Annotated in this window: 17 protein-coding genes and 2 pseudogenes; 8 read left to right on the forward strand and 11 right to left on the reverse strand. The window is 43.9% G+C overall.

Annotated features, from left to right (window positions below; translation table 11 throughout):
• Positions 1-10: 10 nt before the first annotated feature.
• The 5 genes and pseudogenes from AB6C75_RS13630 to AB6C75_RS13650 form a co-directional block, all read left to right on the forward strand.
• Positions 11-215, forward strand: a pseudogene (locus tag AB6C75_RS13630) (hypothetical protein); the annotation flags it as partial.
• Positions 215-2,833, forward strand: coding sequence for a TrlF family AAA-like ATPase (locus AB6C75_RS13635; RefSeq protein WP_065680359.1), 2,619 nt, complete (start codon positions 215-217; stop codon positions 2,831-2,833). The pseudogene AB6C75_RS13630 and the gene AB6C75_RS13635, both read left to right, overlap by 1 nt.
• A complete protein-coding gene (locus tag AB6C75_RS13640) occupies positions 2,821-3,969 on the forward strand; it encodes an RNA-binding domain-containing protein (RefSeq protein WP_371708299.1) in 1,149 nt (382 codons plus the stop codon). The genes AB6C75_RS13635 and AB6C75_RS13640 overlap by 13 nt, the downstream gene beginning before the upstream one ends.
• 493 nt (positions 3,970-4,462) lie before the next feature.
• On the forward strand, positions 4,463-5,020 hold the full coding sequence (locus tag AB6C75_RS13645) for a VC2662 family protein (protein WP_371997417.1): 558 nt from the start codon (positions 4,463-4,465) through the stop codon (positions 5,018-5,020).
• A 275-nt stretch (positions 5,021-5,295) separates the two neighbouring features.
• A pseudogene (locus tag AB6C75_RS13650) lies at positions 5,296-6,728 on the forward strand (diguanylate cyclase).
• Positions 6,729-6,855: 127 nt separating this feature from the next.
• Here the strand turns inward: AB6C75_RS13650 and AB6C75_RS13655 are convergent.
• On the reverse strand, positions 6,856-7,344 hold the full coding sequence (locus AB6C75_RS13655) for an MgtC/SapB family protein (RefSeq protein WP_009847921.1): 489 nt from the start codon (positions 7,342-7,344) through the stop codon (positions 6,856-6,858).
• A gap of 143 nt (positions 7,345-7,487) precedes the next feature.
• Positions 7,488-8,510, reverse strand: a complete 1,023-nt coding sequence (gene epmB, locus AB6C75_RS13660) for an EF-P beta-lysylation protein EpmB (protein WP_371710589.1) — start codon at positions 8,508-8,510, stop codon at positions 7,488-7,490.
• Positions 8,511-8,543: 33 nt separating this feature from the next.
• Between epmB and efp the strand changes: the two genes are divergently transcribed.
• Positions 8,544-9,110, forward strand: a complete 567-nt coding sequence (efp, locus tag AB6C75_RS13665; RefSeq protein WP_009847919.1) for an elongation factor P — start codon at positions 8,544-8,546, stop codon at positions 9,108-9,110.
• A gap of 318 nt (positions 9,111-9,428) precedes the next feature.
• On the opposite strand, the gene frdD is transcribed toward efp, so the two are convergent.
• Genes frdD through frdA form a run of 4 tightly spaced genes read right to left on the reverse strand, consistent with a single transcriptional unit; the run spans position 9,429 to position 12,790 of the window.
• A complete protein-coding gene (frdD, locus tag AB6C75_RS13670; protein WP_009847918.1) occupies positions 9,429-9,806 on the reverse strand; it encodes a fumarate reductase subunit FrdD in 378 nt (125 codons plus the stop codon).
• 11 nt (positions 9,807-9,817) lie between these two features.
• Complete coding sequence (gene frdC, locus AB6C75_RS13675; RefSeq protein WP_017097244.1) at positions 9,818-10,201, reverse strand: fumarate reductase subunit FrdC; 384 nt, start codon at positions 10,199-10,201, stop codon at positions 9,818-9,820.
• Between the two features lies 1 nt (position 10,202).
• Positions 10,203-10,967 carry a succinate dehydrogenase/fumarate reductase iron-sulfur subunit gene (locus AB6C75_RS13680; RefSeq protein WP_009847917.1) on the reverse strand — a complete coding sequence of 255 codons (765 nt, stop codon included), beginning with the start codon at positions 10,965-10,967 and terminating at the stop codon, positions 10,203-10,205.
• The gene (gene frdA / locus AB6C75_RS13685; RefSeq protein WP_372107992.1) at positions 10,967-12,790 is read right to left on the reverse strand and encodes a fumarate reductase (quinol) flavoprotein subunit; all 1,824 of its coding nucleotides are present in this window, start codon (positions 12,788-12,790) and stop codon (positions 10,967-10,969) included. The genes AB6C75_RS13680 and frdA overlap by 1 nt, the downstream gene beginning before the upstream one ends.
• Before the next feature lie 510 nt (positions 12,791-13,300).
• On the opposite strand from frdA, the gene epmA reads away from it, so the two are divergent.
• On the forward strand, positions 13,301-14,272 hold the full coding sequence (gene epmA / locus AB6C75_RS13690; protein WP_372107993.1) for an elongation factor P--(R)-beta-lysine ligase: 972 nt from the start codon (positions 13,301-13,303) through the stop codon (positions 14,270-14,272).
• Between the two features lie 33 nt (positions 14,273-14,305).
• Here the strand turns inward: epmA and AB6C75_RS13695 are convergent, their stop codons facing one another.
• The 5 genes from AB6C75_RS13695 to rsgA form a co-directional block, all read right to left on the reverse strand.
• Positions 14,306-15,193 carry a DMT family transporter gene (locus AB6C75_RS13695; protein WP_029225608.1) on the reverse strand — a complete coding sequence of 296 codons (888 nt, stop codon included), beginning with the start codon at positions 15,191-15,193 and terminating at the stop codon, positions 14,306-14,308.
• Positions 15,194-15,353: 160 nt separating this feature from the next.
• Entirely contained in the window at positions 15,354-17,234 is a 1,881-nt protein-coding gene (locus AB6C75_RS13700; protein WP_372107994.1) for a methyl-accepting chemotaxis protein, read from the reverse strand.
• Between the two features lie 260 nt (positions 17,235-17,494).
• A complete protein-coding gene (locus tag AB6C75_RS13705) occupies positions 17,495-18,910 on the reverse strand; it encodes a DASS family sodium-coupled anion symporter (RefSeq protein WP_372107995.1) in 1,416 nt (471 codons plus the stop codon).
• Between the two features lie 326 nt (positions 18,911-19,236).
• Positions 19,237-20,157, reverse strand: a complete 921-nt coding sequence (asd, locus tag AB6C75_RS13710) for an archaetidylserine decarboxylase (protein ID WP_372107996.1) — start codon at positions 20,155-20,157, stop codon at positions 19,237-19,239.
• A 125-nt stretch (positions 20,158-20,282) separates the two neighbouring features.
• Entirely contained in the window at positions 20,283-21,338 is a 1,056-nt protein-coding gene (gene rsgA, locus AB6C75_RS13715; protein WP_012603102.1) for a small ribosomal subunit biogenesis GTPase RsgA, read from the reverse strand.
• Positions 21,339-21,488: 150 nt separating this feature from the next.
• Here rsgA and orn point away from each other — a divergent pair, with 150 nt between their 5' ends.
• On the forward strand, positions 21,489-22,034 hold the full coding sequence (gene orn / locus AB6C75_RS13720; RefSeq protein ID WP_012603103.1) for an oligoribonuclease: 546 nt from the start codon (positions 21,489-21,491) through the stop codon (positions 22,032-22,034).
• The last annotated feature ends 234 nt before the right edge of the window (positions 22,035-22,268 follow it).

Raw genomic sequence — 22,268 nt, forward strand, 5'->3', positions numbered from 1 at the left:
AACGTGACTTGAGAGCACGGCAAAGCTAATTGGTGATGTAGTTGAGCAGGTAGAGAAGATTGTAAAAGCCAAACGCTTTATAAAGCTGGCAAACCACGAACAGTGGGTCAAGAGATATTCAGAAGGCGTTGCTACTGAAATTGGCGCAGTTTGCTTTAAGTAAAGGCAAAGAGTTGTTCGCCAAGACGTATAGTTATATTGAGGAGCATTATTAATGAGCAATGTACATTCGCGATTTAGTCATGGCAGTGAGTGGATTCGAGCTGACTTTCACTTGCACACCCGTGCGGATAAAGAATTTAAGTATTCGGGGAGTGAGAATGATTATATCAATAGTTATGTTGCTGGGCTCGAAAAAGCGGGTATAGGCCTTGGTGTAATTAGTAACCACAATAAATTTGAACTCGATGAATTTAAGCAAATGCGTAAAAAAGCGCGCAAGAAGGGGGTAGGTTTACTTCCTGGGGTCGAGTTATCGGTCAAGGATGGGCAAGCCGGAGTTCATACTTTAGTGATTTTTTCCGATGAATGGGTCATCAATAAAGAAAATGAAAACTATATTCAGAGCTTTCTAAACGTCACCTTTGCAGGGCAAGCTAATTTTGAGCAAGAGAATGCTAGGTCTAATCATGACTTAAAAGAAACAGTTCGGGAACTCGACAAGTTTGAAAGAGACTATTTTTTAGTTTTCGCCCATGTAGAAGCAGATAATGGTTTGTGGGGGGCGTTAAAGCCCGGACCAATAGGTGATCTTTTTGCTAGTGAGGCATTTAGAAAGCGTGTTCTTGGTTTTCAAAAAGTCGCCACTCGTGATAAGAAAGATAAGCTAATTTCTGTTATGAATGGCTATTTTGTGGCAGAAGTTGAAGGCAGTGACCCTAAGAGTATTGAGCAAATTGGTAAGGGAAAAATAAGCTACTTGAAAGTTGGGGACTTTTCGTTTGATGCGGTTAAGTTTGCTTTAATCAATCATAGGTACAGAGTAAATAGTCAGGTAGTCGAAGTTGCTCATTCACATATTGATAGTATTCACTTTGAAGGGGAAGGCTCGCTTGGTGGCCAAACGGTATCCTTTTCTTCTGAATTAAATACGTTAATTGGCATCCGTGGTAGCGGTAAGTCATCGGTTCTAGAAGCTATTAGGTATGCACTAAACATCCCGTTAGGTGTTAAGTCGATGGATAAGGATTATAAAAATGATTTAGTTCATCATTTATTAAATAACGGTGGAGCTATTTGTATCAATGCTAGAGATCGGCATGGTCAAGCTTATCAAATTAAAAGAATTAACAATAAAGCACCAGACGTTATGGTAAACGGTGTTGTGCAGCCTGGGGTGTCAATACGTGAAACAGTGTTGTACAACCCTATTTATTTTGGCCAAAAAGATTTATCGAGCAGTGGCGAAGGGTTTGAAAAAGACTTGATTGAGAAATTGGTAGGTGACTCACTGGAACCAATTCGTCAGCAAATTTTGGCAAAGAAACAAGCTGTCATTGATGTGATCAAACAAATCAAGAAGCTCTCGACAGATAAGCAAGCAAAGCAAGAATGGTTTCAGAAAAAACAGGACGCAGAGTTCAGTTTAAAAATTTACCAAGATAACGGTATTGAAGAAAAGCTTCAGAAGCAAATAGAGTTTGATCGAGATGAACGTAAACTTGTGGATGCGACAAGTAATGCAAAAAAATTCTATATGGAACTTCAAGATTTCATTGAAGAGCAAAAAAGTATACTACTACTTTTAAGCAGTTATGAATCAAAAGAGAATAACCCGTTTTTTGAAGAGTACCGTAAGCTGTATCAGCCTATTTTAGAACAACTTAAATTAATGGATAAAATAGCTTCAGGGTCAGCAACGCTCATCGAGCCTTTAGAGAGTAAACTTCAAAGCTTTAAGTTGGCTAAAAATTCTAATAAAGAAGCTTTTGCAGAAATAGAGCGTAAGTTATCTGCCGAACTTAGGGAAAAGGGAATCCAATCTCTAAAAATTGAAGATTTTAGAAAAATAAAAACGCAGATTGATCAAGCGGGGAAGGTGTTAAAAGCATTGGAGTTAAGTGATAGTAAGCATCAACAGCTTAAAGGTGATCTAACAGATGAGTTGTGTAAACTTGAGCAATTAAGAACCGAAGAGTTCAATCAGATAGAAAAGTGCATTGCTCGTGTTAACCAACAAGACTCACCACTTAAAATATTGGCGAGCTATAAATCGAATTCAACGTCTACGTTAAATATGATGCAGGATGCTTATAGGGGGAGTGGTATACGTGGTACGACTCTTCAGGGGCTTATCGAAAAGTTCGGTGATTTTTGTTCAATGAGAAATGCATGGGATGATGTAAGAAAGATGGTCTCAAATTACGAAGTGTTTAATGAATACTTTCAAAAGAATATTGAAGAGCTCTTAACTTGGCAAGTCCCTAATCAATATGTGATTGAATATCATGGTAAAGCTTTAAAGCAGCATTCACTTGGTCAAAGAGCTTCTGCATTAATGCTTTTTGTACTAAGTCAGCAAGATAACGATGTAGTGATAATTGATCAACCAGAAGATGATTTAGATAACCAAACAATATATGACGATGTAATTAAGATGCTCACAAAACTTAAGCCATCTACGCAATTTATTTTTGCTACTCATAATGCAAATATTCCGGTACTTGGGGATGCAGAGCAAGTTGTTTGCTGTCGTTATGACGATCAAAAGACAGAACTATTTTCAGGTAGTATTGATAATAAACAAGTTCAGCAACAGATTGTGTCAATAATGGAAGGTGGTCAAGAAGCCTTTGATAAACGTAAGCAGGTGTATGAAGTATGGAAGTCATAGAACTTATAGGGTTGATTGCTCGAGGCGAAGACAGTAAGCATCAATTCAAAGAACGAGTATCTCGAGCCAAAGATATAGCTAAAGAATTGATTGCATTTAGTAACACAGAAGGCGGTAAGTTAATTGTTGGTGTTGCTGATGATCAGAGCGTAAATGGACTAACTGTAGATGATTTGGAAAGTAGTAATCGTCTAATAGCTGATGCGGCAACAAATAATGTTAAACCTGCGATAAACCTTATAACAGAAAATGTTGAGCACCCTGATGGTATGGTAATCGTTGTTTCTATAGATAAGGGTATTCGTCCATGTGCGGATAACGATGGGCGTATTTGGGTGAAAAATGGTTCCGATAAACGAGCGGTGACAGCCATTGAAGAGATGCAACGAATGTTTCAAGCTGCAACACTCGTCCATGCAGATGAACTTAAAGTTCAAAACACATCTATTGATGATATCGATATGGACTATTTTTCAGACTTTTTCCAAAATGTTGTTGGTGAAGATTTGTCTTCTCAATCAAGAAGTCATAGCGAGCTGCTAGGGTCGATGAACTTGATGCAAGAAGATAATTTAAATCTATGTGGTACGTTGTTGTTGGCGCGGCAGCCTCAATTCAAATTACCAGCATTCATTGTAAAAGCAGTCGCTTTCCCTGGTACGGATATCACAGACGAAGAGTACAATGATAGTAGAGATATTCATGGCAAATTAGGTGTTACTTATCAAGAATGTATGAGTTTTATACTTACCAATATCCGTCATGTGCAAGCTGGGCAAGGTTTTAATTCTGTAGGGGAACCTGAAATACCTAAAATTGTGTTTGAAGAGTTAATTGCTAATGCATTGATCCATAGGGACTACTTCACCAAAGCTCCAGTGAAATTATTTGTGTTTTTAGATCGTATAGAAATCATTAGTCCTGGGCATCTACCAAATAACCTCACTATTGATAATATTGTTAATGGTAATTCTAACAGTCGAAATCCAATCATTGCTTCATTTGCGAGATATGTGCTTCCATATCGTGGTATTGGCAGCGGTGTTCAAAGGGCGATAAAAAATTGGCCCAATATTGAATTTATTGATAATAGAGATAAAAATGAGTTTAAAGTTGTGATTAAGAGAGAGTGTTGATCTTATGTGCATAACTAAGCTTAGAATTAAATTACTTTAGTTGTTTAGCACCTGTCTATAGAGACTCTAGGGTATAATGAGGGGTACAGTTGTTGTGTCTTGTTTTAATTTTCTATTTAAACAAAGGCTTAGCTAATCCTGGGCGGCATGATGTAATTCCCCCTTTCTCGTAACAGAGAAAGTCATACATAAGCTTTAGAAAACGGAGACTTCGGTCTCCGTTTTTTTATGCTTTGAAATCGTCACTCCGACAGCGAGGCACGAGCGTGAGAGGGAATCTTTATCGTCTACTTATAGAAGCCTGACTGCCGATGGTTACTCTTGCCTCTCATGATATCCTCTGCTCAATATTGCTCTTTATGATTTTGGGTCTTATATTCAATGGTACAGTTATGACATTGATTTAACATGGATAGCTGTTGAGTGAAGGACAATAAATACTTGATTGAATATAGATTAATCAAGTCAACAATAAGTCAGTGGAGACTCCCCAATGAAAAAATTACTTTCAGTACTTGCTGTATCTGCAGCGGTAATTGCACCGGCAGCATTTGCTTCTTCGCCTGTTATGTTTTCAACGATCAATGGTTTCAACGCTCCGGATTCAGATGCGGTTGGCGGTGTACGTCTGGCTCTGCTTCACGGGCAAGTCAATGACCTTAAAGGTGTCGACCTTGCGGTTGTTGGTATGTCTGAGACGCAAACCACAACAGGTGTGAACCTTGGTATTTTTGGTGCATCAAAAGTAAACCAAGAAATGACAGGTGCTTCACTAGGTTTCTTTAACTGGAACACAGGTAAAACAACAGGTGTTAACCTGGGTGCTGTTAACATTACTAATGATGTAAAAGGCGCGAACGTGAGTTTCGTAAACTACTCCGAAGGTAACACTATGGTGGATGTAGGCGCTGCGAACCTTTCAGAGGTGTCGACGGTTCAGGTTGGTATCTTCAACAAAACCAATAAAATTGAAGGTGTACAGATTGGCCTGATCAACTGTGCTGACAATGGTTTCTTCCCGTGTTTTCCTATTGTGAACTTCGCTAAGTAAGACTGTGTAGCCACGCAGGTTCAAATGTTGGAGATCTACATTCTTACCAAGGCTTAAAGCTATCAATAATTGAACGTATCAACGCCTTTACAGCTATGTTTAGGCGTTATTTTACATCTGCTATCTCACTCCTTAAACGTTACTGTAAGCATGTTGTTTTATACTTTTGTTGCGATGTTCTCACTTGTGAGTACAATGTGCGCTAAATTTTCAATGATGACTTACATGCTTTGATTAATCCCCATACCGTCGATTTTAAAAAGGCTTTCTTAAGTCTGACCGCCAGCTTTTTAGTGGTTTTTAGCTTGTTACTTGTTGATTCAGCGGAAGAGTCAGAAAAGCAGTATGGAATTGAAAACCAAGGTGTGACACGCTCTTTAGCGGAGCTTACACAGATTATTAATGCGCTTGAATATAATATTACCGCACTTTATCCGCTGCATGGGGATACCTACGTATTCTCACATGAGCAAAAGGTCGAAGGTGATACGTGTTACTTCATTAGTGAAGAGCAAGCTGCCCCTCGATTTGATTTTATGTTCTCTGGCCCAAGTGAGATGTGCGATCTAAAGTCGGAGCTTCATTTAGAAGCAGGTAGGCGCATGTTTATCGCCCCCACCATGGCTTACTTTGCGAATACCATTGATACCATCTCTGCGATTTACTTTATCTCCAAAGATAAATTTATTATATCGTCGCCTTCCGATTTCGCCCGTTATATTAAAGGTGACACCTTTGATTCAGTCGTCAATAGTCGCCCTTATTGGGTGAATACGATTCGTTTTGGCTTAGCTCAGGGTCAAGATCAAGTGGTGTATACCGGCCAATACGATGACTACCTAACAGGGAAGAAGGTAGTGACCTTAACCAAAGGTATCTATGTTGATGGTGAGTTTAAAGGAGTACTTGGTGTTGATGGTTACGTCTCTAATCTCGTCTCGAATCCCGTTCATGGATACAGGGTGACGAGTGCAAGAGGAGTAAACAAATATGGACTGTTGGACTTTACCTATTCACGGCCTTTGTATGTCGATGGAGTCAATACTGAGTTATACCTGACTATTGAAGAAGGAAAGAGTGAGCACTTCTTACATTTGCTGGAACTGGAGCGGGTTCAATTACTGATTTTGTTGGCTTTGTACTTCATCTCAGCACTATGGTTGTGGCGGTTTTATACCAAGCAAGAGCACAAGCGATTGAAGAATTTAGCGATGCTCGACCCATTGACTGGTTTATATAATCGGCGTGGTTTGAAGCTCGGTTGCTGAACCAAAATGAGGAGCCAATTATTGGTGTTGGCGTATTTGATATCGATGATTTCAAAGTGGTGAATGACCAGTATGGTCATAAGGTGGGGGATGAGGTGATTTGCCATGTTGCTCAGTTAATGCTGAACAGCGTTAGACAGAAAGATATCGTGGCGAGATTTGGTGGTGAAGAGTTTGTTGTCGCGATTGCGGGCGAATCATCCGAATTACTTTCATCGATCTTTGAACGAATTCAAAATGACATTAGTTTACAAAGTTATCGATGCGCGACTGGTGACAAGATTAATATCTCAGTCTCTGGGGGAGCGGCGCTTTACTCTCTGTACAAGTTCGACAGCATTGGACACTTGTGGGAAAACCAGAGTATTCGTTCATCAGATGAGCAGCTTTATAAGGCGAAGGCCGCAGGTAAGAATCAAGTGTCTATTCACGTACATTAATCTGTGAACTGCAGTTTAGAGCCTAGTCGTTTGCTAGGCTCTTTTTTATTTAAGGAAAAAGACCCTTAAGATGAAACAGTAGCTAAGAACAAAATGCAGCTAAGGCCAAATGTCTTCCGACGAGGTGTTACTTCTTCACGCGGACTTTTCTCATCCACTTCTGATGAACACCACGGCGTAAGCTCTGGAAGCTGTTTTCTACTTTGTCGACACCAAGCAGAATCACTAGCGCCATTAGCGTGATAATAACCGACTGTGAAAGGTGGCCAAGTGCGATCATCATACCTAATGCAGCGAGTACCCAGATAATCGCGGCTGAGGTGACGCCATGAATCTTTCCATCCAATGTCATCATTACCCCAGCACCAAGGAATCCAACCCCCGTAATTATCTGACCAAGTACACGAGCTTGATCGAGTGTGTTGGGGGATAGGCTAATCGCCATGGTGAGGAAGAAGTAAGTACCGCTAATGATAAGGATCGATGTCCGTATTCCGACGGGTTTACCGCGTGTTTGCCTTTCGATTCCGATCAAAGAACCACACAACATGCATGCTGCGAGTCCTGCCCAGCTAAAGGGGGCAAGGTTGAGAGCTTGTTCTATAAATTGTGACATATCACCCCTCCTAAGAATTTAGAATAGAGCCGAGTATGCTAATAATAGACCGGACGATCGAACAAAAAATTTTTGTCGTGAAGGTGCATTTAGCAACGTGTTATCGTTACAGATAAGCTTAGTCGCTTTTTGAAGCTCGCTCGCTATTCAATATGCAGATCGAGTGGCGTCTTGCTGCTGCGTCCGCCAATTTCACGGGTTAACTTAGGTACTAGATAGCCAGAAACCTCAGATATTAATCCCTTAAAGTGATGTTTCGCTTCTTCATCGGAGATATAGAAATGAGCAGCGCCCTGAACTTTATCAAGTACATGCATGTAGTAAGGTAAAACACCGGCGTCGAATAGCTTATCACTCAATTCTTTCAATGAGTTAGCGCTGTCATTCACGCCTTTTAGCATCACACCTTGATTGAGCAGAGTTGCACCACTTAGTTTCAATTTATGGAAGGCTTGTTTGAGTTCTAAGTTGATTTCATTGGCATGATTAATATGGCTGACCATCACCACGTTGAGACGAGTATTAGCCAATGTTTGGCATAGTTCATCCGTCACGCGTGCAGGGATTACAACCGGTAAACGGCTATGGATACGAACGGTTGTCACATGCGGAATTTGTTCGATGGCATTGATCAGCCAATCTAGTTCGCTGTCCTTTGCCATCAGAGGGTCGCCGCCAGATAAGATCACCTCGTTGATCTCGGGATGTTGAGCCACATAATCGAGGCTGGTCTGCCAAACAGACTTCGATCCTTTGTTATCTTGATAAGGGAAATGACGACGGAAGCAGTAACGACAGTTAATCGCGCAGCCACCTTTCACGATCATTAGCGCGCGGCTTTTGTATTTGTGTAGTAGTCCCGGAATCGCGTTTTCTTGCTCTTCTAAGGGGTCAGCAGAATAGCCTTGGTGTACTTCGAACTCTTCGGTTAAAGGTAATACCTGACGCAGTAATGGGTCGTGTGGGTTGCCTTTTTCCATTCGCTCCACAAAGCTAAGAGGAACTCGAAGTGAAAACAGCTCACGTGCTGCGAATCCTTTTTGCCACGGTGTTGGGTCTATTTCCAATGCTTCAAGCAGTTTTGTCGGGTCAGAGATCGCATTCGATAGTTGTTTGAGCCAGTTTTGCTCAACAGATTCGACTTTTCGGGTTATGATATGCGGCATTGAAATTAACTCAAAGATGTGGAAGAGAAAATCATGGCGTCAGTAAGCACCAATGAATTCAAAGGCGGTTTAAAATTCATGTTAGATAACGAGCCTTGCGCAATTATCGACAATGAATACGTTAAGCCAGGTAAAGGCCAAGCGTTTAACCGTGTAAAACTTCGTAAACTGCTGTCAGGCAAAGTGTTAGAGAAAACATTCAAGTCAGGCGAAAGCTTCGAGCTTGCAGATGTTGTTGACGTTGAACTAGGCTACCTATACAACGATGGCGAATTCTACCACTTCATGAACAACGAAACATTTGAGCAAATCGCAGCAGACGTAAAAGCAGTCGCTGATTCAGCAAAATGGTTAGTTGAAAATGACGTTTGTACTCTAACGTTGTGGAATGATAACCCTATCACTGTTACTCCGCCAAACTTTGTTGAGATCGAAGTAACTGAAACCGATCCTGGCCTGAAAGGCGATACACAGGGTACGGGTGGTAAACCTGCAACTCTAGCAACAGGCGCGGTAGTTCGTGTTCCTTTATTCATCGCTATCGGTGAAGTTGTTAAAGTTGATACTCGTACTGGCGAATACGTTGGTCGTGTGAAGTAATTTGATTGTGTCCATCTTGTTTAAGGTGGCTCAGTGAAATAAGAAAGGTCGCTTATGAGCGGCCTTTTTTGTATCTGGCGATCAGGAAAAGCAGATTCGAGTAAACGAGATGCGGGATACGAAGAGCGGTAAGGGCGGATTAGAGTAAGTGAGATACGGGATACGAAAAGCAGGAAGAGCAAGAGCGAGTGAGCTAGATGTGTGTTATCCGACACACAACAAAAAAGCAGAACAAGATAATCCTGTTCTGCTTTTAGTCTTTTCGCTCTTAAGCACTTCGATACTCGATTACTCGAATCCCGCATCTGCTCTTAACTGTTAGATCATAAAGATGAAGATAACAGATAGTGCGCTGATTAGGCCTGCAACGAAGTAGCAACCCACTTTACCTGCAACGCCGACGTGGAACTTAAGGTCGTGCATGCCGTGGTGAAGACGGTGCATTGCATGCCACATTGGCAGTGCTAGCGTACCGATGATGAATAGCGCACCGATAATGCTGGTGGCAAACTCAGAGACACGCTCGTAGCTCATTGCATCCGCATCGATAATGCCCATTGGCACCAAGATACCCAGCACTAGAATCGTGATTGGTGTAATCATCGCGAACCAAGTACCGCCAGCGCCGAATAGCCCCCACCAGATTGGTTCATCAGAGCGTTTCGGATTGTGGTTAACATTGTAATTTGTGTTCATAACGAAGCTCCTTACACCACCATCAGAACGATTAAAGAAATAAATGCCACCGCAGCCCACTGGGTCAGTACGATGATTCTTTTATCTACCAATTTGCCTTTAAGACGGATTGGCATTACTTGAGGCATCATGCTGAAGAAGGTCTGAGCGTGCAGTAAGCTGCCAAGCAGTGCCACGATGTTGATACCAACAACGATAGGGTTAGCCATAAAGCTCAACCAACCTTCCCACGCTTCAGGACCTTTCACTAGCGAACCTAAACCGAAGGTTAGGAACAGAGTGAATAGAATCAAAGGCAGTACAGTCGCTTCACGTAGCATGTAGAAGCGGTAGAACGGATGGTTGCTCCACCACGTTCTCTTCATCTCACGAACATAAGGCTTACGATTGCTCATATTATGCCTCCTCTGCTGTTTTTACTTGCGATCCATCAGGCTTGAACATCGAGATAACGAAGTCCATTGAAGACTCAACTTTGCCTTGGTTTACAGCTGCTGCTGGATCTACTTTCTTCGGACAAACGTCAGAACAGTAACCTACAAACGTACAGCCCCAAGCGCCGTTGTCGCCATTGATAAGCTTCATGCGCTCAGCTTTACCATTGTCACGGCTATCTAGGTTGTAGCGGTGAGCAAGAGCAAGTGCTGCAGGGCCGATGAACTCAGGATTTAGACCAAACTGAGGACACGCTGCGTAACACAAACCACAGTTGATGCAGCCAGCGAACTGTTTGTACTTCGCCATTTGCTCTGGAGTTTGGATGTTAGTGCCGTCTTCTGGCTTACGGTCGTTACCAATGATGTAAGGTTTGATTGCTTCAAGGCGCTCGATAAACGGCGTCATGTCGACGATCAAATCTTTCTCGATTGGGAAGTTAGCTAAAGGCTCGATCTTGAAGCCGTTCGGGTAGTCACGTAAGAAGCTCTTACATGCCAGTTTTGGCACGCCATCAACCATGATGCCGCAAGAACCACAAATCGCCATACGACAAGACCAACGGTAAGACAGGTCTTTATCTAGGTTATCTTTGATGTAACCAATCGCATCAAGTACCGACATGGTTTCATCAAATGGAACTTCAAAGGTTTGAAAGTGAGGTTCTGCATCGTGCTCAGGGTCATAACGCAGGATTTCAATTTTTTGGATTCGATTCGCTGACATTATGCTTGCTCCTCTTCGCTCTTCTTCGCATTCTCTTCTGCCGCTTTTTCAGCAGCAGCGGCTTTCTCGGCTGCTTCACCGTATAGACGAGCTTTAGGTTGAGATTTAGTAATCTTAACGCCGCTGTAGTCGATAGTTGGTGCTGCATCTTCGTTGTAGAAAGATAGAGAATGTTTCAGGAAGTTTACGTCATCACGTTCTGTGTAGTTGTCGTCTAGACGTTGGTGTGCTCCGCGAGACTCTTTACGAAGGATCGCTGAGTGAACCATCGCTTCGGCAACTTCAAGGCCGTAACCCACTTCGATAGCGTAAAGTAGGTCAGTGTTGAACACTTTGCCTTTGTCTTTAATGCTGATCTTCTTGTAGCGAGCTTTCAGTTCAGTGATTTTGTCGATGGTTTCTTGCATCAAGTCTTCTTGACGGTAGATACCACAACCCGCTTCCATGGTGTGACCCATTTCAGTACGGATATCAGCCCAGTTCTCATCGCCTTCTTGAGCCAAGATGCCAGCGATGCGAGCTTCAACCGCTTTCACTTGCTTAGCAATAGACTCTTCGTTCCAGCCTTTGAATTCAGCGGCACGTTTCACGGCTTGTTCACCAGCTACGCGGCCGAATACTACGAATTCAGCAAGAGAGTTAGACCCTAGGCGGTTTGCGCCATGTAGGCCAACTGAAGCACACTCACCAACAGCGAATAGCCCTTTAATGCGAGTTTCACAGGTACCGTTGGTTTCAATACCACCCATGGTGTAGTGAACGGTTGGGCGAATTGGGATTGGCTCTTTTGCTGGGTCTACGTTTACGTACGCTTTTGCAAGCTCACAGATAAACGGAAGACGCTCTTGCAGGTACTCTTCACCAAGGTGGCGAAGGTCAAGGTGTACGACATCACCAAGCGGGTGCTTGATGGTGTTGCCTTTCTGCTGCTCGTGCCAGAATGCTTGAGAAACTTTGTCTCGAGGACCCAGTTCCATGTATTTGTTTTTCGGCTCGCCCACTGGAGTTTCAGGGCCCATGCCGTAATCTTGCAGGTAACGGTAGCCGTTCTTGTTGACGATGATACCGCCTTCACCACGACAACCTTCGGTCATCAAGATGCCAGTGCCCGGTAGGCCTGTTGGGTGGTATTGAACGAACTCCATATCACGCAGTGGTACACCGTGGCGATAAGCCATTGCCATACCGTCGCCAGTTACGATGCCGCCGTTGGTATTACAGTGGTAAACACGACCTGCGCCACCGGTTGCTAGAACAACAGATTTTGCTTTGATGGTAACAAGCTCACCTTCAGACATGTGAATCGCGATTAGGCCTTGTACTTCGCCATCTTCAACGAGCAAATCCACCACAAAGTACTCATCAAATCGTTTGATGGTGTCGTACTTCATCGAAGTCTGGAACAGAGTATGAAGCATGTGGAAGCCGGTTTTATCCGCTGCGAACCACGTTCTTTCTACCTTCATACCGCCGAATCGGCGTACGTTTACTTCACCGTTTTCTTTACGACTCCATGGGCAGCCCCATTGTTCCATTTGGATCATTTCGCGAGTCGAGTTTTCAACAAAGTATTCAACAACATCCTGTTCACATAGCCAGTCGCCACCGCCAACAGTATCGTTGAAGTGGTTATCTAGGCTATCTTCGTCTTTAATTACCGCTGCTGAACCGCCTTCTGCTGCCACCGTGTGCGAACGCATTGGGTAAACTTTAGAAATCAGTGCAACTTCCAATTCAGGATTAGCTTCAGCTGCTGCAATTGCTGTACGAAGACCAGCGCCGCCTGCGCCGATGACTGCGATATCTGTGGTAATTGTCTTCACAGTTATTCTCCAGTGTGATGCGGAGTATTCCGCTTGTTATTATAAAAAGCTTATTGGTAGTACTTACTAATTGGCGTTACTTACTAATTAATAGTACGTAAACGGCATCAACCGTTTATTACCCCTAAGCCTTAAGTGGTAGGTTCAGTGTAAGAGAGGAAGGTATTCGAAAAGTTGATGCATTTGGGTTTTTAGGTCGGTAGTGCATATGGAGGCATAGAATTTATAGGTTATGTGACTGCAATCACGGCAATGAATTGTTGATAACGATTAGCCCACAGGGCTTGTGTTAATGGCTTGTGTTAATGGCTTGTGTTAATGGCTTGTTGAGTATGATTTTTGTTATCAATGTGGATGTAAAATCTGTATTGATAATTGTATTGTAGAACGTAATTTTCTGGCTTCATTAAAACAACATTTCGCTTTCAAGAATAGAAAGATAGAAGCTTACAAAAGCGATGAAAGGTGGTAATTTTCGTCGTCTAGAATTCAGTAATATGGGACTCAATAATGCACTCTACATGGCAACCGGCCGCAACCATTAAGCAGTTAAAGCAACGTGCTGATATCCTTAATCAAATTCGTCAGTTCTTTGTTGAGCGAAACGTGATGGAAGTGGATACGCCTGCGATGAGCCACGCCACGGTGACGGATGTGCATTTACATACCTTCAAAACTGAATTCGTAGGGCCAGGTTATGCGCACGGCCAGCCACTATTCTTTATGACTAGCCCAGAGTTTCATATGAAACGCTTGTTGGCTGCCGGAAGCGGTTGTATTTACCAAATTTGTAAATCTTTTCGTAATGAAGAAAATGGCCGTTATCACAACCCTGAGTTCACTATGTTGGAGTGGTATCGCGTTGGTTTTGATCATCATGATCTGATGGATGAGATGGATCTGCTGTTACAGCAGGTACTTAAATCAGGCTCAGCGCAGCGAATGACTTACCAACAAGCCTTTATTGATGTGTTAGGTGTTTGTCCGCTGGAAGATTCGATGGATACGCTAAAGCAAGCGGCTGCGAAACTAGGGCTCAGCGACATAGCTGACCCCGAGCAAGATCGCGATACGTTATTGCAGCTTCTTTTCAGTATTGGGGTCGAGGCGAAAATAGGCCAGCAGGTGCCTGCGTTTGTGTATGACTTCCCAGCATCGCAAGCAGCGTTAGCTAAGATCAATCCAAACGATTCACGAGTCGCCGATCGCTTTGAGGTGTATTTCAAAGGAATTGAGTTAGCAAACGGCTTCCACGAGTTAGATAAACCGCAAGAACAACTTAAGCGCTTTGAAGATGATAATACCAAACGTATTGAGATGGGCTTATCACCTCAACCGATTGATCATCACTTGATTGAGGCATTAAAAGCGGGCTTACCAGATTGTGCGGGTGTTGCTTTGGGTATCGACCGTCTGATCATGCTGGCGCTGGGCTACGACCATATCGATGATGTGACGGCTTTCCCGTTCCCGCGCTCTTAGCTCTCTATTCAGTTAGTCCTACTTACCGTTTGGCTAACTGACCAAAATACCAGTACCCACTACGGCAACAATGGCACCTATCCAAGCGTAGACGTTCGGTCTTTGCTTGGTGTATAGCCAGAGTATCGGTAACAACATGATTGGTGTGGTTGAAGATAACAGAGCGACCATACCGACATTGCCTTCCTGCAACGCATACAAAATCAACGTCATTCCTACTGCCATCGCTAGAAAACCATTAACCGCGGTAATCGCGAATATCTGCTTATTCATCGGGTTAAGTGCGCGTGAAAGTTTGGCGCCTGTTAAACGAAATGCGGAGTGAGCAACAAAAGCGGTGATCATTCGAATGGCAGAAGCGGCAACAGGGTCGATACTGGTTTGCATCACGGGTTTGGCAATGATGCCGCCCAATGCTTGGCAGATCGCTGCGGTGATTCCCAGTGCGACACCAATCCACACGGTGCCCTTGATGGTTTCAAGCTGGTTGTTGGCTTGTCCTCGACGACCAAAGAATATCGCAGTTAATACACCACTAAACACCAAAGCCGAGCCAATCAGCTCAACAGAAGTCATGCTTTCACTAAACAGGAAGTAACCAAGAATCGCCGAGAACACGGCGTGACAAGAGAACAGTAAACCCGCTTGGCGCGGTCCCATTCGGTTCAAACAGGCAAATAGGGCGGTATCACCAATGAATATACCAATCAGGCCAGATAGCATCATCGGCGTGATTAGATTGGCTTCGACAGTTGACCAACCTCCGGTAAACCAAGCCATGCTCGATAAGATGATCGCGGTACAACCCATTCTCCAACGGCTATAGGCGAAAGAACCTAAGTGTTGGGCAGGCTTTACTGACATTAGGCTCGCAATGGCCCAAAGAAAAGCGGCAGCTAGAGCTAACCATTCAAATCCCATCTGAATAACATCCTTGTGTCTGGGATAAATTAGCTCATCAATATGCATCAAACCGAACTGAGAACAAAGTGATTCTTATGAAAGAACTACTTTGTTTCAGTTATTAGTTTATGTCAGCTGTCGCTCGGTGGTGTGGTTCACTTGCTTTGCTTGAGTCGCACTATACCTTAAAGCGCTCCACGTCCTGGCGCATCGACTCGGCAGCGCTACTCATTTCATTTGAGCTATTGCGACTGCTTTCAGCTTGCTGTGCAAGGTCATCAGATGCATCCTTGATTCCTTGCGTATTACGGCTGATGTCTTCGCTGACCGCGCGTTGCTCTTCCGCAGCACTCGCTATTTGCAGCGCCATATCGTTGATTTCAGTGATTGCCTGAGTGATCTTAGTCAGGCTGCCATGAGCTTGTTCTGCGAAGCCAACACTGTTCTCTGCTAACTGAGTGCTAGTGGTCATGCTTTCAACGGCATGTTCGGTATTTTTCTGCAGTGTATCAATCATCACGCGGATCTCTTCCGTTGAGCCATGCGTTCTTTGGCTGAGCACTCGGACTTCATCGGCGACAACGGCAAACCCACGACCTTGTTCACCCGCACGAGCGGCTTCAATCGCGGCATTCAATGCCAACAGGTTGGTCTGTTCGGCAATGCCTTGAATGGTGGATAGGATCTGGTTGATGCTTTGAGCATTACTCTCTAATTCACGAATAACATTGGCTGCATCTTCAACCTGAGTCGCAAGGCCTGTAATCGCATCGCGGTTTTGTTGGATAACCTCTTGGCCTTCGTTACAAGCGGTAGCGGATGCCTGAGAAGCGGAGGCGGTTAATTCGGCATGGCTGGCCACTTCAGCTGCGGTGGCGGACATTTCATGAATCGCCGTCGCAATTTGGTTGATGTCGTTTTGTTGATTCTCGACTCGAATCGAAGATTGCGTAGCCAGTTGATTAGCTTTCTCTGCATGATTGTTGAGATCGTGGCTGTGTTCTATCACGCCCTTCAACATGCTTTGCATCTGGCTTAAGAACTGGTTCACAAGCTCGGCAAGTTTGCCAATCTCATCCATACGTGTGATATCAATGCGCTGAGTGAGGTCACCTCTGCCTTGTGCGAGCTGAGTTAAGGCTTCAGACAAGGTTTGTAATGGAGAAAGTAGGCGGTTGATCACCATTGTGCTCGCAATTGAAATGATGATGTACAAAACCAAAGAGGTCAGCGTGATGAATTGAATGGCATCGGATACTGCAGAAAACGCCATTTCTTTATCGATAACAATACCTAACGACCAATCGGTGTTCGGGACGTTGGCAATATAGACCAGCTTATCGCCTTGACCAGGCCAAGTGAGAGTGGTGATCATTTGGTCTTGGAGCAGTTGTGACACCTTGTTGGTTGTGAGTTCTGGATTCAAACTGGTCAGTGGTTTTTGACTCAGTTCTTCATCACTGTAGGCCACAATGTTGTTATTGCCGTCGACTAAAAACGCAAAGCCATCGTTATCCAGTTTTACATTGAGCACGGTATCAATAATGCTAGTTACGGTTAGATCGGCCGCGAGAACACCTTGTCTATCGCCACTGAATGCTTTAGCAAAGCTGATGACAATGCTGCCGTCAAAGTCCTGATAAGGTTCGGTAATGATGAGATCTGATGTTGCGTTGGCATCTTTATACCAAGGGCGAGTGCGCGGGTCATAGCCTGCTGGCCAATCTTCACCTTTGTCGCCATAGGCGATCGTGCCATCGCTGAATCCTGCATAAACAGACAAGAATTGTCCGGCTTGCTTGGTGATCAATAACTCGCGATCAGAGTTGCTGCTACTTGAAATAGTCGATTCATTGGCAAGCATCATATCACTGCGGATTGAGAGCCAATCGGCAATGTAATTGGTGGTGCCAACACTGACATTTTTCATTTCTTGGTTAATCGCGACCTCGGTTTCTTGAGTCAGCTGATTAACTGATATCCAGGCTTGAGCGCCACTCACGACGGCGATAATGACCGCAATCGCGATCTGAATTTTAAACTTAATAGTATGTCTCAAGGTCTATTCCTCTCTATTAGACAAAAACCTAATTACAGTGACGTACTTGATGGTGAATTGGTGTGTCTCTGATGCGTGTATAGTGCCGTTGTCTTGATGTTAGTAAATGTGTTTAAAATCAAAAATTTAAAATGACTTATCGTTATTTTTAATAAACCGTGAAGTAGAATCACAATTATCTATCGATTAAAAACTGATAAACCCTCCAGATAGCGAAATCATGATTGCTATCTGGGGGGTTGTAGTGAAAAGCTAACGTGCTAGGTGATAATAAACAGTGCGAGGTAGACCATTAGCAAGCCGACGATCCCTAAGATGATACCCATCTTTGCCATGTCTTTACTTTCGATAAGCCCGGTCGAGTAGGCCAACGAGTTTGGTGGTGTCGATACGGGTAAAATCATACCTAGCGATGCAGAGAAAGCGACCACAACCAGTAGTCCTTGCAGGCCTCCTATCGCAACCAAGCTTTCCATTGATGCACCAATCGCAGCGGCGATCGGCATCAGTAAGTTGGCCGTTGCGGTGTTTGACATGAAGTTCGCCATTAACCAACATACGATGGATAACGTTAGCACTACCGCCGTTGGTGAGAGCGACTCATAATCAATCGCGTGTGCGAGTGCCACGGCTAAGCCTGTTTTATCTAGTCCTATGCCAATCGCAATACCACCTGCTACTAGCCACAATACATCCCAGTTAATCAGCTTAAGCTCTTCTTTGCCCATGATGCCGGTGAGAGTAAAGACAGCCAGTGGAATGATAGACACCACATAAGTGTTCATGCCGTGCAGTTTGGTGGTCATCCACAATAGGATAGTGGCGGCGAAGGTGACGTAAACCACAATCGCACGCCAGCTTTTTCTAAATTGGCCATCAAGCTTGAGCACCATGTTTCTTTCTTTAGAAGGGAAGAGTTTTTGTAGAAGAAACCAAGCGATGGTCAGTTGGATGATCACAAAGGGTAAGCCCATCATCATCCAGCTAAGAAAGTCGATACTGTTCTCGCCAGTTAGGTATTGCAGTGCGATCGCATTGGGTGGTGTACCTATGGGTGTCGCGATACCACCGGTATTGGCGGCGATTGGAATACACAACACGAGCGCTTTAATCCCCATGTCGCCTTTTGGTGCAGAGGCTACGATAGGACCTAGCAATGCGAGCATCATTACCGTTGTTGCGGTATTTGACATGAACATTGAGAACACGGCGGTGATAAGCATTAAACCCAGCATAATAAAGCGCGGTTCTGTGCCAAATGGTTTGAGCAGCACGCGAGCTAAATTGTTGTCGAGTTCGTATTTGGATGCGGATATCGCAAGAGCAAAGCCACCCATGAAAAGGATGATGATTGGTGACGAAAATGCACCGAAGATGTCGGTATATTTGATTAATTCACCGAGATCGTGTCCTGCTGGTGGGTTTCTAAATAGATGTAAACCCTTGTCGGAAATCATCACCAGTTCAAGCGCAATGATCAGAATTGACGTGGCGAATACCGGAACGGGTTCAAGCACCCACAGTAGAGCTGCTAGTAAGAATATCGCCAACAAGCGGTGTTGAATCAGCGTGAGGTCATTGATAGGTATGGAATCTATTGGCATGAATAACACGCCTAAGGGAATCGCAAAACAAATCAACAGCTTGACCAGAACGCCAATATTGAGTTTAGGCATGTACAAAGACCCCATGAATAAAATATCTTCAAATAGAGTAAGTTATCTGGATTTTTGGTACTTGGAGACGGGTTGTAAAATCGAAAAGTTGTTTAAGGTTTCGACAGTTGTTTTGCTTTTGGTCAATATTTTATCTGGGCAATTAGAGGCAAGAGTGAGAAGCCGCAGGTGGCTGGGCTGGGCAGGGGTTGAGGATTGAGGTTTGAAAGCTTGGGTTGTTAGAGCTTGAGTAGGAAACGAATTGGTAGAGTTAAGAAAAAGGCGCGTTCTTCTCTGATATAGAAAAAGTAACGCGCCTTGAAAGCTTAATGAATTAACTCTGAGAGTTACGCTTGGTCTGTGTTCTCAGCAGAATCGGCAGCAGCATTATCAGTTGCTTGTGCTTCTTTGCCTGCAATGTGCGCGAAAGGTGTACCAAGAACCGTTTTCTCACCATTTTTCATCGTGTCGTCAAACTTGATCGAATCTTTAGCGAACAGGTTGATAACGGTTGAACCAAGCTTAAAGCGGCCCATCTCTTCGCCTTTCTTCAAGATGATAGCTTTGTCACCTTGTGCAGGGTAATCCCATTTGTAAACCGAGTTACCACGAGGTGGGGTGATGGTACCCGCCCATACTTGCTCGATGCTGCCTACGATAGTTGCACCAACCAGCACTTGAGCCATTGGGCCAAATTCCGTATCGAAGATACACACTACACGCTCATTACGTGCGAATAGGTTTGGAACGTTTTCTGCCGTTAACGGGTTAACTGAGAAAAGGTCACCTGGAACGTAGATCATCTGGCGCAGTGTGCCGTCGCATGGCATGTGCACACGGTGATAATCACTTGGCGACAAGTAAAGCGTTGCGAATTCACCGTCTTTAAACTCATCGGCTAGGTCTGCATCACCACCAAGCAACTCACGTGCTGAGTAGTTATGGTTTTTAGCTTGAATCAGTTGACCATCAGTAATTGGGCCAAACTGACTTACACGTGCATCAGCAGGGTGAACAATCACAGACTCGCCTTCTACGATAGGGCGCATGCCTTCTTTCAATTCACGTACGAAGAATTCATTGAATGTCTTAAAGTGTTTTGGATCGCTATGCAGAGCTTCATCCATGTTCACTTTGTATTGCTTGATGAACCAGTTAATGATCGCTGTCGTTAAACCACCCGCTTTAGCAGACGCCAGTTTACCAACTAAACGAGTCAGGCCATGTTGTGGGATCCAGTACTGCAATCCAACTTTAATCTTATCCATTGTATTAATTTTCCAATGCTAATTGTTTTTCAATTAAATCTGTCGATGACGGTTTAGGGCGCGAGATGTTACTTAAGTTCGCGCCAATTGTCAGTAAATGCACACATTTGTTCACAAAAACGCGATTAGAGATCGGCTTTCTTGCTTCGTGAGTACTGACGGTTATCTTTGTTGTCAGCCATTGTTTCAATAATGCGGTGGTAGCTAGCAAAGCGTAAGCGGCTAATTTTTCCGTCTTCAACGGCTTCACGCAGAAGACATCCTGGGTCGTCATTGTGTTTACAATCGCGGAACTTACAGCCACCTAGGTATGGCTTGAATTCAATGAAAGCATCTGTGACTTCATCGGGTTCTAAATGCCATAGGCCGAATTCACGTACCCCTGGGGAATCGATAAGATCACCACCAGAAGGGAAGTGATACAAACGCGCTGCTGTGGTGGTGTGTTGACCCAGTCCTGAGTTTTCAGAAACTGCGCCTTCTTCAATGTCCAATGTTGGCATCAGTGCATTCACTACGCTGGATTTACCTACGCCAGATTGACCAACGAAAATGTTGATACGATCTTTCAGTTCAGCTTCCAACTCTTTGATGCCGTAACCTGACTCTTTACTCACGAACATGACTTTATAGCCGATTTTCTCGTATATCTTCAGTGTTTCGCGGTATTCGCTAATTTGTTGTTCTGTCAGCAAGTCGACTTTATTGAGTACAACTAAAGGGGCGATATTCACCGTTTCAGAGGCGATCAAGTAGCGGTCGATGATATTAAGTGATAGCTCTGGTAGTACAGCTGAAACGATAACCATTTGGTCTACGTTTGCGGCAACCGGTTTGAGGCCGTCATAGTAGTCAGGGCGAGTTAGCATTGACGTTCTTGGCTCAACGGCTTCGACAACACCTGAGATGCCAGCCATTGACTCAAGCCCTGCGCGCCAAGTTACTCGGTCACCAGAAACTAAAGTCTCAATACTACGGCGTAAGTTACAACGGTGAACTTCGTTGGTTTCAAGATCTTCGATATCGGCATGTTGACCAAAGCGCGTAATCACGAGTCCGCTTTTTGTTCCGCCAAGCATGTTCTCGTCCCATTGGATAGAATCTTCTTTCTTGAGTCGCTTGTTCTGGTTGCTACGTACGCGACGTACCTGACCTTTGGTTAACTTCTTTTTTTTAGCCACAATTTTTCACTTAACACATCTAACTTGATGATTGGGAACTCAAACAGGATGTTGCTACTGCCATATGATTTCGATGGCTCTAAAGCTAGTTTGAGTATAGTTATTTGGGTATAGTACCTCTTTTATACATAAACAAATAGGCGACGCCTTATGTCCTTTAGCGATCAGAACCTTATTTGGGTTGATCTCGAGATGACAGGACTTGATCCTGAAACTCATAAAATCATTGAAATTGCTACTATCGTTACTGATAGTGAGCTTAATATCCTGGCTGAAGGACCTGTTTTGGCTATTCACCAACCTCAGAGTGAATTGGACAAGATGGACGAGTGGTGCACAACGACTCACACCGGCAGTGGCCTAGTGAAACGAATTCAAGACAGTACAGTTTCAGAACAAGATGCCATTCAACAAACGATTGAATTTCTGGAAAAATGGGTACCAAAAGGTAAGTCACCAATTTGTGGCAACAGCATTGGTCAAGATCGCCGATTCTTATACAAGCACATGCCAGAGCTGGAAGAGTACTTCCACTACCGCTATGTTGATGTTAGCACCCTGAAAGAGCTGACTCGCCGTTGGAAGCCTGAAGTGTTAGATGGTTTTTCTAAGTCGGGAAGCCACCTTGCATTAGACGATATTCGAGAGTCTATTGCTGAGCTGCAGTACTATCGAAAAACAATTATTAACATCTAATCAGATCAAATGTTCACGTTTATCTAACTTTTCAGGGACATAAGAGCTATTTTTTTTGCAAATATGTGTGCTTTTACAGCAGTTGAGTAAAAACTTGCTGATTTTTGCATTAAGGACTTGCATCACAAAAAAATGCTCTTATAATTCGCAGCCCTGAACGGCGAAAGACGTTTTCAGTTTGCGATACTAGCTCAGTTGGTAGAGCGCAACCTTGCCAAGGTTGAGGTCATCGGT

The organism is Vibrio sp. 10N.237.312.B06 (assembly GCF_041464685.1).
GTDB classification, from domain to species: Bacteria; Pseudomonadota; Gammaproteobacteria; order Enterobacterales; family Vibrionaceae; genus Vibrio; species Vibrio tasmaniensis_A.

What these genes read in the sequence shown, in the direction of transcription:
- AB6C75_RS13705 (WP_372107995.1), bottom strand. Translation starts at nt 18,910, where the DNA reads ATGCCTAAACTCAATATTGGCGTTCTGGTCAAGCTGTTGATTTGTTTT.
- AB6C75_RS13680 (WP_009847917.1), bottom strand. Translation starts at nt 10,967, where the DNA reads ATGTCAGCGAATCGAATCCAAAAAATTGAAATCCTGCGTTATGACCCT.
- AB6C75_RS13635 (WP_065680359.1), top strand. Translation starts at nt 215, where the DNA reads ATGAGCAATGTACATTCGCGATTTAGTCATGGCAGTGAGTGGATTCGA.
- epmA (WP_372107993.1), top strand. Translation starts at nt 13,301, where the DNA reads ATGCACTCTACATGGCAACCGGCCGCAACCATTAAGCAGTTAAAGCAA.
- orn (WP_012603103.1), top strand. Translation starts at nt 21,489, where the DNA reads ATGTCCTTTAGCGATCAGAACCTTATTTGGGTTGATCTCGAGATGACA.
- AB6C75_RS13655 (WP_009847921.1), bottom strand. Translation starts at nt 7,344, where the DNA reads ATGTCACAATTTATAGAACAAGCTCTCAACCTTGCCCCCTTTAGCTGG.
- AB6C75_RS13640 (WP_371708299.1), top strand. Translation starts at nt 2,821, where the DNA reads ATGGAAGTCATAGAACTTATAGGGTTGATTGCTCGAGGCGAAGACAGT.
- asd (WP_372107996.1), bottom strand. Translation starts at nt 20,157, where the DNA reads ATGGATAAGATTAAAGTTGGATTGCAGTACTGGATCCCACAACATGGC.
- AB6C75_RS13695 (WP_029225608.1), bottom strand. Translation starts at nt 15,193, where the DNA reads ATGGGATTTGAATGGTTAGCTCTAGCTGCCGCTTTTCTTTGGGCCATT.
- AB6C75_RS13645 (WP_371997417.1), top strand. Translation starts at nt 4,463, where the DNA reads ATGAAAAAATTACTTTCAGTACTTGCTGTATCTGCAGCGGTAATTGCA.
- frdC (WP_017097244.1), bottom strand. Translation starts at nt 10,201, where the DNA reads ATGAGCAATCGTAAGCCTTATGTTCGTGAGATGAAGAGAACGTGGTGG.
- efp (WP_009847919.1), top strand. Translation starts at nt 8,544, where the DNA reads ATGGCGTCAGTAAGCACCAATGAATTCAAAGGCGGTTTAAAATTCATG.
- epmB (WP_371710589.1), bottom strand. Translation starts at nt 8,510, where the DNA reads ATGCCGCATATCATAACCCGAAAAGTCGAATCTGTTGAGCAAAACTGG.
- frdD (WP_009847918.1), bottom strand. Translation starts at nt 9,806, where the DNA reads ATGAACACAAATTACAATGTTAACCACAATCCGAAACGCTCTGATGAA.